Here is a 13379-nt window from a genome sequence, read left to right as displayed (position 1 = left end):
GGGCGCGCCTTGCAGCGCGCCCCCGGAACCTTCCCCATGCCGCGATCACTCGGCGGCGGGGGTCTTCTCGCCGGCGGGGACCGCCGGATCATCCTCGACCCGCGGCGTGCGGCGCTTGCGGACACGGGGGGCGGGGGCCTCCCGCTCCTCGGCTACGGCTGCGGCGGCCGCCGGGATGACGGCGGCGCCCCCCGTGATGAAGGACGGCAGGCCGAGACCCACCTCTTCATCGCGCCGGGCCGGCGCCGGCTGGGACGCGGGTGCCTGATCGCCTTCGGGACCATCGCCCTCAAAGCTGCCAGGCTCGCGCCGGGCCTGTCGCTCGGCGAAACGCTCGGCACGCCGACGCTCGAAGCGCTCACGCCTGCTCTCGAAGGGCCGCTGACCCTCGCGGGGCATGCCGCCCTCGGCATCCGGTCCAGAGCCCGCGAGATCGGGCTGTTCACCGGCGACCACTTCGGGCTGCGGACGGGGACGATCAGGGCGGTCCTGACGATCAGGGCGGTCCTGGCGGTCCTGACGATCGGGAAAGCGCTGGCCGCCACCGCCGCCGGGGAACCGGTCGCGGTCGCCGCGATTCTGGCCCTGGAAGTCGCGCTGACCCTGGAAGTCGCGCGGCTGTCCGCCGGCGAAATCGCGCGGCGGCTGCGGTGGCGGTTCGGGCTTGGCCTGAACCGGGGATTCGAAGCGCTTGTCGAAAGGCGAGGAAAAATCGTCGTCGTCCTCGTCGTCGCCGTCTTCCTCGACCTGCTGGCCTTCGACGCGGGGAGCCTGCTGCTGGCGGAGTGCCTCCTGGGCGGCGGCGATGAGGCGGAAATAATGCTCGGCGTGCTGGAGATAGCTCTCGGCCGAGACCGGATCGCCGGACGTGTGCGCATCGCGCGCCAGCTGCAGATATTTCTCCGCGACGTGCTGGGCGGTACCGCGAATCTTAACGTCGGGCCCGTTGGACTCGTAGCTTCGGGAGAGCGGATTGGGGCCCTTGCCACCGCCGCGATTGTTGCGGCCGCGCATGCGCTTGTTGTTGCTGTTTCTCATGTCGGTCCTTTATCGACCTCCTCAAGCGGAGCACGCGTCCAAGCGATGCGTCCGGATCCTTCGACAGAGCGCAGGCAGACCTCACAGGCATCTCGCGCCCGGCCTTGCCGCGTCCGGCAGTTCAACGATCTTCAGGGTTCAGGGCGACGGCTGACCATCCCGCCCTTCGCGCCACGCGCGCGCCTCGTCCTTCATTCGGGATCGGATCATGGCGCCCCTCGCGCCCTGGCTCCGACGTGCCAAACCCCACCAGACCTGTTTGCTGTTGCGTTCGACGCGCGGATATGACCCCGGACCGCATCGAATCTTATGCCCGATTGTTTAGCTGGTCCGAAGCCGGATTCCAAGCGGTTTCTCGGTCGGCGCGCCGCGGCGTCAGGGCGCCGGATTGCCCCTGAGCTGGTGGACGGCGTCGATCGCCGCGAGGATGTCGGGAGAGAGGATTGTTTCGCCGGCGTCGATGGCGGTCTTCAACTGCGCCATGCCGGTCGCGCCGATGATGGTCGAGGTGACGAAGGGGCGACTGGCGACGAAGGCGATGGCCATGGTGGCGGGGTCGAGGCCGGCCTCGCGCGCGATGGCGAGATAGTCCTTCGTCGCCGCTTCCGAGCCCGGCTTCTGATAGCGCTGCTGACGGTCGAAGAGCGTCACGCGCGCACCCGGCGGGCGGGCGCCGTCGAGATATTTTCCCGTCAGGAAGCCCTGGGCGAGGGGCGAATAGGCCAGCAGCCCGACCTGCTCGCGCATGGCGATCTCCGCCATCGCGGTCTCGTAGGTGCGGTTGAGCAGGTGATAGGCGTTCTGCACGCTCTGCACCCGCGGCAGGTTCCGCATCTCGCTCTGCTTCAGGAAGGACATGGTGCCCCAGGCGCTCTCGTTCGACAGGCCGATGAAGCGGACCTTGCCCGCCCTGACGAAATCGCCGAGGACGTCGAGCTGCTCGCCGATGGTCGTGTCGTCGGCGCGCGGCGTCCAGCCCTCGGGGTCAAAGCGCGTCGGATTGGCGCCGAAGGGTGCCGCACGTTCGGGCCAGTGGAGCTGGTAGAGGTCGATGTAGTCGGTGCCGAGCCGCTTCAGGCTCTGGTCGAGGGCGGTCCGCATCTGCGCGCGCGTCAGCCGCGTCGCCGCCCCGTCCGGCCGGAGCCAGGTCATGGCGCCGGCGCCGGCGACCTTGGTGGCGAGGACGATGTCGTCGCGCCGGCCGCGCTTCTGCAGCCAGGTGCCGATGATCCGCTCGGTGGCGCCGTAGGTCTCGGCCCTGGGCGGCACGGCATACATTTCAGCCGTGTCGAAGAAGGTCACGCCGCGCGAGACGGCATAGTCCATCTGCGCATGACCCTCCGCCTCGGTGTTCTGCTCGCCGAAGGTCATCGTGCCGAGGCACACGGCGGTGACGTCGAGGCCGGTGCGGCCGAGGGGACGGGTCTGCATGCTGTGCGCCGATCGCTGCGGGGAGGACGGTCGTGGTTATGAAGCCAAAGGCCCCCGGTCAACCGCCGCGGCGAGATCGCACCTGTGCGATCAGTTCCTCGACCTTCGGCAGGATGCGCCGGACGATGACGTCGACGCCCCTGGCATTGGGATGCATGCCGTCTCCGAGATTCAGGCCCGCGTCGCCGGCGACTCCGTCGAGGAAGAACGGGTCGAAGAGCACGCCGTGCCTGACGGCGAGGTCGGGAAAGATGGGGTTGAAGGCCGCACCGAAGGTGCTGCCCATATTGGGCGGCGCCACCATGCCGGACAGCAGGACGGTGATGCCGCGGGCCTTCAGGCGGGTGACGATCTGGTCGATATTGCGCCGGGTGACCGCCGGATCGATGCCGCGCAGGGCGTCGTTGGCGCCGAGTTCGACGATGACGGCATCGACGCCCTCGCCCACCGCCCAGTCGAGTCGGTCGAGGCCGCCTGAGGACGTATCTCCCGAGACGCCGGCATTCTCGACGGTGACGGCATGGCCCTTCGCCCTCAGCGCCGCCTGAAGCTTCACCGGAAAGGCTTCGGCGGGCCCCAGCCCGTAGCCGGCGGTCAGACTGTCGCCGAGGGCGACGATGCTGACCGGCCGCGCCTGCTGTGCGGCAGACGGCAGTGTGGAAAGGCCGAGGAACAGGGCGGCCACGCCGATCACGAACTGTCGCACGAGGTTTCCCTTTCCAAAGGCCGATACCGTTGCCATCTAGGGTCTTAGGTGCAATGCCGCAATGTGCGGCGCGAGGCGAGCGACCGACACCATGCCCCTGCCGACCGATACGCCCCGCCGGGCGCCCGACGCCATCGTTATCGACAAGGTCGAACTTTCGCTCGGACGCGGTGCGTCGCGCGTCCACATCCTGCGGAGCCTGTCGCTGTCGATCGCTGCGGGGCAATCGGTCGGCCTCGTCGGGCCTTCCGGCTCGGGCAAATCGACCCTTCTCATGGTCATGGCTGGTCTCGAGCGCCCCGATTCCGGAACCGTGACGGTCGCGGGGACCGACATTACCGGGCTGAATGAAGACGCGCTGGCGCGGTTCCGCGGTCGCCATGCCGGGATCGTCTTCCAGTCGTTCCACCTCATCCCGACGATGACGGCGCTGGAGAACGTCGCCGTGCCGCTGGAACTTGCCGGTGCGCCGGATGCCTTCGACCGCGCGGCCGACGAGCTGGACGCGGTCGGCCTCGGCACCCGCCTCAACCATTATCCGACGCAGATGTCCGGCGGCGAGCAGCAGCGCACGGCGCTGGCGCGTGCCCTGTCGGTGCGCCCCGACATCCTCTTCGCCGACGAGCCGACCGGCAATCTCGACGAGGCCACCGGCCGCACCATCATCGACCTGATGTTCACGAAACAGGCCGAGCGCGGCGCGACGCTCGTCCTCGTCACCCACGACCGCGCGCTGGCCGAGCGCTGCGACCGCGTCGTGCGCCTGCGCTCGGGCGTCATCGTCGAGGACAGCCGCGCGCCGGAGACGGTCGGGTGAGCGGCTTCGTCGCACGACCGCACCGCCTGCCCACCGCCGTCCGCCTCGGCCTGCGGGACCTGCGCGGTGGCCTCAGCGGGTTCGGAACCTTCATCGCCTGCATCGCGCTCGGCGTCGCGGCGATCGCCGGCGTCGGCTCCTTCGCGCGCGGGCTGGTCGAGGGCCTCGCGCGCGAGGGCCGCGTCATCCTCGGCGCCGACGCCTCCTTCCAGGTTCTGCACCGGGAACTGCCCGAGGCCATTATCCGGGCCCTGGCCGAGCGCGGGACTGTCGCCACCATGGCGACGACGCGCGCCATGGCCCGTACCGCCGCCGTCGGCGATGCCGCCAAATCCTCGCTGGTAGAGATCAAGGCCGTCGATCCCGGCCTCTATCCGCTGGTCGGCACGCTGGAGACCGAACCGGCGCGCGGCACGCCCGAGGCCCTCGCCGTCGTTGATGGCCGGGCGGGTGTCCTGGTCGAGCCGGCACTGCTGGCCCGTCTCGACGTCAAGGTCGGCGACGACATCGTGCTCGGCGACCTGCCGGTGCGGATCGCCGGCGTCATCCGCAGCGAGCCCGACAGGCTCGCCGGCGGGCTCGGCTTCGGCCCCCGCCTGTTGCTGTCGCTCGATACGTTCCGCCAGACGGGGCTGATCCAGCCGGGATCGCTGATCCGCTGGATGTACCAACTCGACCTCGGCTCCAGCCAGGCGAGCGATGCCGACCTGCGGCGGGCCATCGCCGACATCCGCGGGCGCTACCCCGATGCCGGCTTCGAGGTCCGCACGCGGATGAACGCCTCGCCGCAGCTGACCACGCAGATCGAACGCTTTTCGCAGTTCCTGACCCTGGTCGGGCTGACCGCGCTGCTGGTCGGCGGCGTCGGCGTCGCCAATGCGGTGGCGAGCCTCGTCGATCGCAAGCGCGACGACATCGCTACGCTGAAAGCGCTCGGTGCCACCGGCGGCATGGTCTTCGCGGCAACGCTGACGCAGGTCGGCCTCCTTGCCCTCGTCGGCACGGCAATCGGACTTGCCGTCGGCGCCGTCCTGCCGGCGGCGGTGGTGGCGGCCTTCGGCGCGGCGATCCCGATCCCGGTCGCCACCGGCGTGCAACCGGGCGAACTGGCGACGGCGGCCGCCTATGGCCTGCTGGTGGCGCTCGCCTTCGCGCTCTGGCCGCTCGGCCGCGCCCATGATGTCCCCGTCTCGGCGCTGTTCCGCGACACGGTCGACGGCGAGCGCCGCTGGCCCCGTCCGCGCTATCTCGCCCTCGTCGCCCTGACGGTCGCGGTGCTGGTCACCCTGTCGGTCGCGACCTCGTTCAACCCGCGCCTCGCCCTCGGGTTCATGGCGGGCGCCGCCGGCATCTTCGTCGCGCTGCGGCTGGTGGCGGCCGGCATCATGGCTCTGGCGGCCCGCCTGCCGCGCTCGCGCCGGACCAGCCTGAGGCTCGCGGTGGCCAACCTGCACCGGCCGGGCGCGCTGACGCCGTCGGTGGTGCTCTCCCTCGGCCTCGGACTGACGCTGCTCGCCGTGATCGCCCTGGTGGATGCCAGCTTCCGCCGCCAGATCGAGGACGCCCTGCCGGACCGGGCACCGTCCTTCTTCTTCGTCGACATCGTCAATTCCGATGCGCCCCGCTTCGATGCCTTCATCGCCGAGAAGGCGCCCGGCGCCGACCTCAACCGCGTTCCCATGCTGCGCGGCCGCTTCGTCCGCCTCGGCGGCCGGCCGGTCGAGGAAATCCGCGCCAGCGACGACATCGCCTGGGCGCTGCGCGGCGATCGCGGCATCACCTATGCCGAGAGCCTGCCGCGGAACTCCCGCCTGGTGTCGGGCGAATGGTGGCCGGCCGACTATAACGGCCCGCCGCTGGTCTCCTTCGACGAGCGCATGGGCCGCGGGTTCGGCCTGAACCTCGGCGACGAGGTGACGGTCAATGTGCTCGGCCGCAACATTACCGCGCGCATCGCCAACTTTCGACACATCCAGTGGGACAATCTCGGGATCAATTTCATCGTCGTGTTCTCTCCGAACACGTTCAGGGCGGCGCCCCACGCCCATCTCGCCACGCTCACCTATCGCCAGCCCGCCTCGGCAGCCGAGGAGGTCGCGCTCCTGCAGCAGGTCGCGGCCGCCTTCCCGGCGGTCACCACGGTCAGGGTGAAGGACGCCCTTGAGGCGGTCGGCCAGCTCGCGACCCAGATCGCCACCGGCATTCGCGGCGCCAGCATCGTGACGCTGGTGGCGGCCATCCTGGTCCTGGCGGGTGCGCTTGCCGCCGGCCATCGGGCGCGGGTCTACGATGCGGTGATCCTCAAGACTCTCGGAGCGCCGCGGGCCATGCTGATCCGCACCTATGCGATGGAGTATGCCCTGCTCGGCACGGTGACGGCGCTGTTCGGCCTCGCCACCGGCTGCGTCGCCGCCTGGGTGGTGACGACCCAGGTGATGAACATCCCCTTCGCCTTCGCGCCGCTGCAGGCGCTGGGCATCATTGTGCTGGCCATCGTGCTCACGGTCGGCTTCGGACTGGTGGGAACATGGCGGGCACTGGGCGAAAAACCCGCCCCGGTCCTGCGCAACATGTGAGAGAAACAGGCGGGTGACATTCCCGTCACCGCCAGTGTGAGGACTTGCGACAAAGGGACGCGAAGCCTCACCATTGCTGGCTCTGCTGGCGTCAGGGTCTTGTTTCCGTCATGACCTCAGCCATATTGCGTATCGGATGACGAAACCTGTCCGGGTTCCGTCTTTTAGGGGAAAGCCAGAGGTTCTTCCATGTCGCACTACGATCCGAATGCCCAGGCCTACGGCGGCTACGGTTATGGCCAGCCGACGGCCGTTCAGCAGGCCCAGATCGACCAGGGCCTTCGCTCCTACATGGTCGGCGTCTACAACTACATGATGATCGGCCTCGCCATCACCGGCATGGCCGCGCTCGGCGTCTATATGCTCTCGGTCACCGGTGACGCTTCGCTCGCCCAGCAGACGGCGCGCGGCGCCATGCGCGTGTCCGGCGGCCAGTTCCTGACGCCCTTCGGCGCCTTCCTGTTCGCGAGCTGGTTCAAGTTCGTCGTCATCCTCGCCCCGCTCGGCGTGGTGATGCTGCTGTCCTTCCGCGCCGACAGGCTGAGCGCCCCCGCTGCCCAGATCACCTTCTGGATCTATGCGGCGCTCGTCGGCGTCTCGCTGACGACCATCCTGCTGGTCTATGCCCACACCTCGGTCGCCCGCGTGTTCTTCATCACGGCCGCCGCGTTCGGTGCGCTGTCCCTCTGGGGCTACACCACCAAGCGTGACCTCTCGGGCATGGGCACGTTCCTGATGATGGGCCTTTTCGGCCTGATCATCGCCATGCTGGTCAACATCGGCATCGCCGCCTTCACCGGCACGCCGTCGACCATGCTGCAGTGGATCATCTCGGTGGTCGGTGTCCTGATCTTCGCGGGCCTCACCGCCTACGACACGCAGAACATCAAGAACGAGTACATCTACAGCCTGGCCTATGCGAACGACGGCTCGATGGTGCAGAAGGCCGCCATTTTCGGCGCCCTCCAGCTCTACATCAACTTCGTCGGCATGTTCCAGTTTCTGATGGCGCTGCTCGGCTCGCGCGACGAGTGAGCCCGACGTTCCATCCGGCACCCCGATCTGACGACCCCCGGCCGCAAGGTCGGGGGTTTTGCCTTGTCCGGCCGGACAGGAAAGACTTTGCGGCGAACTGATCGCGCCACGCCTCAGCGGCCGGTGAAGACCAGTGCCCGCGGAATGCCGGCGAGATCCGAGACGAGCCGCGCCAGCCGGAACCCGCAGGCGCGGGCGATGCGGGCGACGTCCGGCGCCTGGCCGATGCCGATCTCGACGGCGACACAGCCGCCGGGGTTCAGGACCTGCCCGGCACCGGTGAAGACGGCGCGATAGGCGTCGAGCCCGTCCGCTCCGCCGTCGAGGGCGAGGCGCGGGTCGTGCAGCGCCACTTCCGGCGCCAGACGGTCGCAGTCCGCCGCGGGGATATAGGGCGGGTTGGAGACGATCAGGTCGTAAGAGGCCGCGAGGCCCTCCGTCCAGCAGCCCTGCGCGAAAACCGCGCGGTCGGCGAGGCCATGCGTCCGGGCATTGTCACGTGCCGCATCGAGCGCCTCCGCCGACAGGTCGATGCCGAGCCCGGTGGCCTCCGGCCGTTCGCTGAGGAGCGCCAGCAGGACGGTGCCGGGTCCGACGCCGAGGTCGAGGATGCGGGCCGGGCCGCGGGCCGGCAGCAGGTCCAGCGCCGCCGCGACGAGCGCCTCGGTGTCGTCGCGCGGAATCAGGCAGGCGGCGTTGAGCGCGAGGTCGAGGCCATGGAAGGCACCCGTCCCGATGATCCGTGCCACCGGCTCGCGCGCCAACCGTCGGGCGACCATGGTCGAGGCGCTCGCCGCCTCGTCGGCATCGAGGCAGCTGTCGGCGGCAGCGCCCGGCAGGGCCGGGTCGCGGCCGGTGGCCAGCCTCAGCAGCAGGCGCGCCTCGCTGGCCGCCTCGTCGATACCGGCCTCCGCCAGCCGGTCGGCGGCGATGCGCCGGGCCTCACCGAGGCTCGTTCCGGCCGGGATCACGCCGCCGTATCCAGCGCCAGCAGGCTCGCCTGGTAATCGGCGATGATGGCGTCGATGATCTCGCCGAGTGCGGTGCCGGCCATGATCTCCGGCAGCTTGTAGAGCGTCAGCTCGATGCGATGGTCGGTCACCCGCCCCTGCGGGAAGTTATAGGTGCGGATGCGCTCGGACCGGTCGCCCGAGCCGACCTGGAGGCGGCGGTCCTCGGCGCGCGTCGCGGCCAGGCGCCGGCGCTCCTCGTCGAAGATGCGCGAGCGCAGGATGGCCATGGCGCGCGCCTTGTTCTTGTGCTGCGAGCGCTCGTCCTGCACCAGCACGACGGTGTTGGTGGGAATGTGGGTGATGCGGACGGCCGACTCGGTCTTGTTGACATGCTGACCGCCGGCGCCCTGGGCGCGCATGACGTCGATCCTGAGGTCATCGTCGTTGATCGCGACATCCACCTCCTCCGCCTCGGGGAGCACGGCGACGGTCGCCGCGGAGGTGTGGATACGGCCGCCGGATTCGGTCGCGGGCACGCGCTGCACCCGATGCACGCCGCTCTCGAACTTCAGCCGCGCATAGGCACCGGCGCCGCGGATCTCGGCGACGATCTCCTTGAAGCCGCCGACCGTCCCCTCGCTGGCCGAGATCAGGTCCATGGCCCAGCCCTGCAGGGCTGCATAGCGCTCATACATGCGGAAGAGATCGCCGGCGAAGAGCGAGGCCTCGTCGCCGCCCGTGCCGGCCCGGATCTCGAGGATGGCATTCTTGGCATCGGCGGCGTCCTTCGGCAGGAGCGCGAGGCGCAGCTGGTGCTCCAGCGTGGCGACGCGCTCCTCGAGGGCCGGCTTCTCCTCATGGGCGAGGTCGGCCATGTCGCGATCGGTCGCGGGATCGGCGAGGAGCTGCTCGATGTCGGCGAGTTCGGCCCGGGCGGTCCGGTAGGCGTTGATCGCCTCGACCACCGGCGTGAGTTCGGAGAACTCGCGCGAAAGGCTCACGTAGCGCTCGCCCTCGACGCCTGCCGAGAGTTCGGCCTCGACGAGGTCGCGCCGCACGATGAGGGCCTGGAGCTTGGCGACAGGCAGCATCAGAGGCTCACGCCCTCGGCTTCGGCGAAGTCGCGCATGCGCTGGCGGATCGACTGGCCCTGGCGCGGCTTGTCGATCAGATCGTCGAGGAGAGCGGCAAAGCGCGAGAGGTCGAGGTCGAGCAGCATGGACTTCACCGGCCCCATAGCGGCAGGCGACAGCGACAGCGACCGGTAGCCGAGCCCGGCGAGCGCCATGGCCTCCAGCGGCCGGGAGGCGAGCTCGCCGCAGAGCGTGACGAGCTTGCCGTGTTCGCGGCCCTTGCGGGCGAGGCTGCGCAGGGCCCGCAGGATCGGCGGCGACAGCACATCGAAGCGGTTGGCGACGCGGTTGTTGCCGCGATCCACCGCGAACATGAACTGGACGAGGTCATTGGACCCGACCGAGAGGAAATCGACGCGCGGCAGGAGTTCGTCGAGCTGGAACAGCAGGGCCGGGACCTCGACCATGACGCCGACCTGGACCCGTTCGGGCATGCGGTGGTCATGGCGGCGCAGATGGGTCAGCTCGCGCTCGACGATGGCCTTGGCGGCGTCGAATTCCTCGATCGCGGCGACCATCGGGAACATGATGCGCACCTCGCGGCCGGCTCCGGCGCGCAGCATGGCGCGGACCTGGCTGCGCAGGAGGCCGGGGCGGTCGAGGCCGAGGCGGATGGCCCGCCAGCCGAGCGCCGGGTTCTCCTCCTGGATGACGTCCATGTAGGGCAGCACCTTGTCGCCGCCGATGTCGAGGGTGCGGAAGGTCACGGGGCGGTCGCCGGCGGCATCCAGCACCTTGCGATAGAGGTCGAGCTGCTCGGCGATGCGCGGCAGGGCGTTGGCCACCATGAACTGCAGCTCGGTGCGGAACAGGCCGATGCCGGAGGCGCCGGTCTCCTCCAGGAAGGGCAGGTCGACCATCAGGCCGGCATTGAGGTTCAGCTTGATCTCGACGCCGTCGCGGGTCACCGCCGGCAGGTGGCGGATGGCGGCATATTGCGCCTGGCGTCGGGCGCGGAAGCGCACCTTCTCGGCATAGGCGCTCTCGACGTCGCCGGTCGGCCTGAGATGCACCTCGCCGGTGCCGCCGTCGATGATGATGGCATCGCCGGGATCGGCGAGGCTGGTGACGTTCTCGGCCTGGCCGACCGTCGGGATGCCGAGGGCACGGGCGACGATGGCGACATGGCTGGTCGCGCCGCCCTCCTCCAGGACCAGGCCGCGCAGGCGCGTGCGGTCATAGTCGAGCAGCGCGGCAGGTCCCATGTGCCGGGCGACGACGATGGCGTTGTCCGGCAGTTCCATCCGCACGTCGCCCTTGGTGCCGGTGAGCTGGCGCATCAGCCGGTTGGCGAGATCGTCGAGATCGTGCATCCGCTCGCGCAGATAGGGATCGGTCTGGCGCATCATGCGGGCGCGGTTGTCCGACTGGACGCGCTCGACCGCCGCCTCGGCGGTGATGCCGGTGCCAATCGCCTCCTTCAGGCGGCGCACGAAGCCACGGTCATGGGCGAACATCCGATAGGCCTCGAGGATGTCCTTGTGCTCGCCGCCGCGGGCGACGTCCTCGTCGTCCAGCATGTGGTCGATCTCGGCACGCAGCGATTCGATCGCCACCTCGATGCGCACGAGTTCGCCGGCCGGATCGTCCGCGATCAGCTTGGCGACGTGGATGCGCGGCTCGTGCAGGACGACGTGGCCGAGGCCGACGCCTTCCGCCAGACCCTCGCCCGCCAGATGCAGCGGGCGGCGGGCGGCGGGCTCCTGGCCGGGCGGGGCGAGCGCGGAGAGCTCGCCCGAGGCGATCATCTCCGCCAGCACCATCGAGGTCGTCTGGAGCGCCTCGACCTCGTCTTCCTCGTATTTGCGGTGGGCACGGTTCTGCACGACGAGGACGCCGAGCGTGTTGCCGCCACGCAGGATCGGCACGCCGAGGAAGGAGTGGAAGATCTCCTCGCCGGTTTCCGGCTTGAAGGCGAAGGCGGGATGCTCCTGGGCATCCGAGAGATTCAGGGATTCGGCGGTCTGCGCGACCAGGCCGACCAGGCCCTCGCCGGCGCGCATGACGGTGAGATGGACGGCTTCGCGGTTGAGGCCCTGGGTCGCATAGAGCTCGAGCGTGCTGTCGACGCGCAGGACATAGACCGAGCAGACCTCGGCCACCATGTTGGCCGCGATCAGAACCACGATCTTGTCGAGGCGGTCCTGCGCCGAAATCTGTTCCGCCATCACCTCGCGCAGGCGGCGGAGCAGGAGGCGCGGACCGCCGAATGCGGGGCGCATCGGCATCGTCACGATCTGGGCAGTCAGCCCGTTCCTGAGCATATGAAGCGGCGAGCCTCCGCCGCAGAATCCACCATTAAGGTGGTGGTGACGGTTTGCAAAGCCGGTCGCGGGCAACCTGCGGTCCGCAAGGCCGCCGCCAGGCCATCGCAAGGCGGCCGGAAGACGGGCCGCCGGGCGGCGACCACTGCCGTGACGATCACCCGGCCTTGTCGAGGCCGTAGAGCGTGTGGAGCGTGCGCGCGGCGAGCTCGGTATAGGCGGCATCGATCAGCACGGAGAATTTGATCTCCGAGGTGGTGATGGCGCGGATGTTGATGCCCTTGTCGGCCAGCGCCTTGAAGGCCTTGGCGGCGACGCCGGCATGGGAGCGCATGCCGACGCCGATGCAGGAGACCTTGACCACGTCGGACGCGGTCTCGAGCGCCTTGAAGCCGACGGCCTCGCGCGCCTCCATCAGGACGTGGCGCGCCCGTTCGAGATCGGCGCCCGGACACGTAAAGGTGATGTCCGTCGTCGCACCGTCGGATGAGACGTTCTGGACGATCATGTCGACGTTGATGTTGGCCTCGGCGAGAGGGCCGAAGATCGCGGCGGCCACACCCGGTTTGTCGGCGACGGCGCGCACGCTCACCTGAGCCTCGTCCTTGGAGAAGGCGATGCCGGTCACGACCTGCTTTTCCACGATTTCCTCCTCGTCGCAGATGAGAGTGCCAAGTTGCGGGTTCTCGGGATCGTCGAACGACGAGCGGACATAGGTCCGCACGCCGTGGATCATCGAGAGCTCGACGGAGCGGACCTGCAGGACCTTCGAGCCCAGCGAAGCCATCTCCAGCATCTCCTCGAAGCCCACCCTGTCGAGACGGCGGGCCTTCGGGACGATGCGCGGATCGGTCGTGTAGACCCCGTCGACGTCGGTATAGATGTCGCAGCGCTCGGCCTTGATGGCCGCGGCGATGGCGACCGCAGACGTGTCCGAGCCGCCGCGCCCCAGCGTCGCGATGCGATCCGTCTCGCGCGATACACCCTGGAAGCCGGAAATGACCGCCACTTCGCCGTTGGCGAAGGCGGCATCGAGGTTGGCGGAGGGAACATCGGCGATGCGGGCCACCGAATGGGCTTCGTCGGTGACGATCGGCACCTGCCAGCCCTGCCAGGAGCGGGCCTTGATGCCCATGGCGTTGAGGACGATGGCGAGAAGGCCGGAGGTCACCTGTTCGCCGGCGGCGACCACGGTGTCATATTCGGCAAGGTCGTAGAGGGGCGCGGCTTCCTTGCACCAGGCGACCAGTTCGTTGGTCTTGCCGGACATGGCGGAGACCACCACGGCCACCTGATAGCCGGCCTCGACCTCGCGTTTGACATGCCGCGCGACATTCTTGATGCGGTCGACATTGGCGACGGACGTGCCGCCGAACTTCATCACGAGGCGAGGCATGGTTGAAAACGATCCGGCGCCGGCGGCGCC

10 protein-coding genes are annotated in these 13379 nt (G+C 69.3%); 3 read left to right on the top strand and 7 right to left on the bottom strand.

Going from position 1 to position 13379, the window contains the following annotated elements; all coding sequences use genetic code 11:
* Positions 1–45 precede the first annotated feature (45 nt).
* The 3 genes from Q8O26_RS15990 to Q8O26_RS15980 all read right to left on the bottom strand — a co-directional run bounded on the left by Q8O26_RS15990 (position 46) and on the right by Q8O26_RS15980 (position 3211).
* Entirely contained in the window at positions 46–1038 is a 993-nt protein-coding gene (locus Q8O26_RS15990) for a DUF4167 domain-containing protein (RefSeq protein ID WP_305577328.1), read from the bottom strand.
* Between the two features lie 375 nt (positions 1039–1413).
* Positions 1414–2469 carry an aldo/keto reductase gene (locus Q8O26_RS15985; protein WP_305577326.1) on the bottom strand — a complete coding sequence of 352 codons (1056 nt, stop codon included), beginning with the start codon at positions 2467–2469 and terminating at the stop codon, positions 1414–1416.
* Between the two features lie 58 nt (positions 2470–2527).
* Positions 2528–3211, bottom strand: coding sequence for an arylesterase (locus Q8O26_RS15980; protein ID WP_371134584.1), 684 nt, complete (start codon positions 3209–3211; stop codon positions 2528–2530).
* A gap of 55 nt (positions 3212–3266) precedes the next feature.
* Here Q8O26_RS15980 and Q8O26_RS15975 point away from each other — a divergent pair, with 55 nt between their 5' ends.
* From Q8O26_RS15975 to Q8O26_RS15965, 3 genes are all read left to right on the top strand, one after another.
* Positions 3267–3992: an ABC transporter ATP-binding protein gene (locus Q8O26_RS15975; RefSeq protein WP_305577322.1), complete on the top strand. Its 726-nt coding sequence runs from the start codon at positions 3267–3269 to the stop codon at positions 3990–3992.
* On the top strand, positions 3989–6568 hold the full coding sequence (locus Q8O26_RS15970) for an ABC transporter permease (RefSeq protein ID WP_305577320.1): 2580 nt from the start codon (positions 3989–3991) through the stop codon (positions 6566–6568). Before Q8O26_RS15975 ends, Q8O26_RS15970 begins: the two co-directional genes overlap by 4 nt.
* Before the next feature lie 189 nt (positions 6569–6757).
* A complete protein-coding gene (locus tag Q8O26_RS15965; RefSeq protein WP_305577319.1) occupies positions 6758–7603 on the top strand; it encodes a Bax inhibitor-1/YccA family protein in 846 nt (281 codons plus the stop codon).
* A gap of 113 nt (positions 7604–7716) precedes the next feature.
* Here Q8O26_RS15965 and prmC read toward each other — a convergent pair whose 3' ends face one another.
* From prmC to Q8O26_RS15945, 4 genes are all read right to left on the bottom strand, one after another.
* Positions 7717–8574 carry a peptide chain release factor N(5)-glutamine methyltransferase gene (gene prmC / locus Q8O26_RS15960; RefSeq protein ID WP_305577317.1) on the bottom strand — a complete coding sequence of 286 codons (858 nt, stop codon included), beginning with the start codon at positions 8572–8574 and terminating at the stop codon, positions 7717–7719.
* Positions 8571–9647 (bottom strand): peptide chain release factor 1, encoded by a 1077-nt coding sequence (gene prfA, locus Q8O26_RS15955; protein WP_305577315.1) that lies wholly within the window; start codon positions 9645–9647, stop codon positions 8571–8573. Before prfA ends, prmC begins: the two co-directional genes overlap by 4 nt.
* On the bottom strand, positions 9647–11911 hold the full coding sequence (gene ptsP, locus Q8O26_RS15950) for a phosphoenolpyruvate--protein phosphotransferase (RefSeq protein ID WP_305577314.1): 2265 nt from the start codon (positions 11909–11911) through the stop codon (positions 9647–9649). The genes prfA and ptsP overlap by 1 nt, the downstream gene beginning before the upstream one ends.
* 199 nt (positions 11912–12110) lie before the next feature.
* Positions 12111–13349: an aspartate kinase gene (locus tag Q8O26_RS15945; protein ID WP_305577312.1), complete on the bottom strand. Its 1239-nt coding sequence runs from the start codon at positions 13347–13349 to the stop codon at positions 12111–12113.
* Between the last annotated feature and the right edge of the window lie 30 nt (positions 13350–13379).

The organism is Phreatobacter sp. (assembly GCF_030691135.1).
Lineage (GTDB): Bacteria > Pseudomonadota > Alphaproteobacteria > Rhizobiales > Phreatobacteraceae > Phreatobacter.
The sequence above is the reverse complement of the archived record's forward strand: the minus strand, read 5'-3'. Positions and strand labels throughout refer to the sequence as shown.

Bases quoted from the DNA above. Each gene is read 5' to 3' on its own strand.
- Q8O26_RS15990 (WP_305577328.1), bottom strand. From the start codon at position 1,038: ATGAGAAACAGCAACAACAAGCGCATGCGCGGCCGCAACAATCGCGGC.
- Q8O26_RS15985 (WP_305577326.1), bottom strand. From the start codon at position 2,469: ATGCAGACCCGTCCCCTCGGCCGCACCGGCCTCGACGTCACCGCCGTG.
- Q8O26_RS15980 (WP_371134584.1), bottom strand. From the start codon at position 3,211: ATGGCAACGGTATCGGCCTTTGGAAAGGGAAACCTCGTGCGACAGTTC.
- Q8O26_RS15975 (WP_305577322.1), top strand. From the start codon at position 3,267: ATGCCCCTGCCGACCGATACGCCCCGCCGGGCGCCCGACGCCATCGTT.
- Q8O26_RS15965 (WP_305577319.1), top strand. From the start codon at position 6,758: ATGTCGCACTACGATCCGAATGCCCAGGCCTACGGCGGCTACGGTTAT.
- prfA (WP_305577315.1), bottom strand. From the start codon at position 9,647: ATGCTGCCTGTCGCCAAGCTCCAGGCCCTCATCGTGCGGCGCGACCTC.
- ptsP (WP_305577314.1), bottom strand. From the start codon at position 11,911: ATGCGCCCCGCATTCGGCGGTCCGCGCCTCCTGCTCCGCCGCCTGCGC.
- Q8O26_RS15945 (WP_305577312.1), bottom strand. From the start codon at position 13,349: ATGCCTCGCCTCGTGATGAAGTTCGGCGGCACGTCCGTCGCCAATGTC.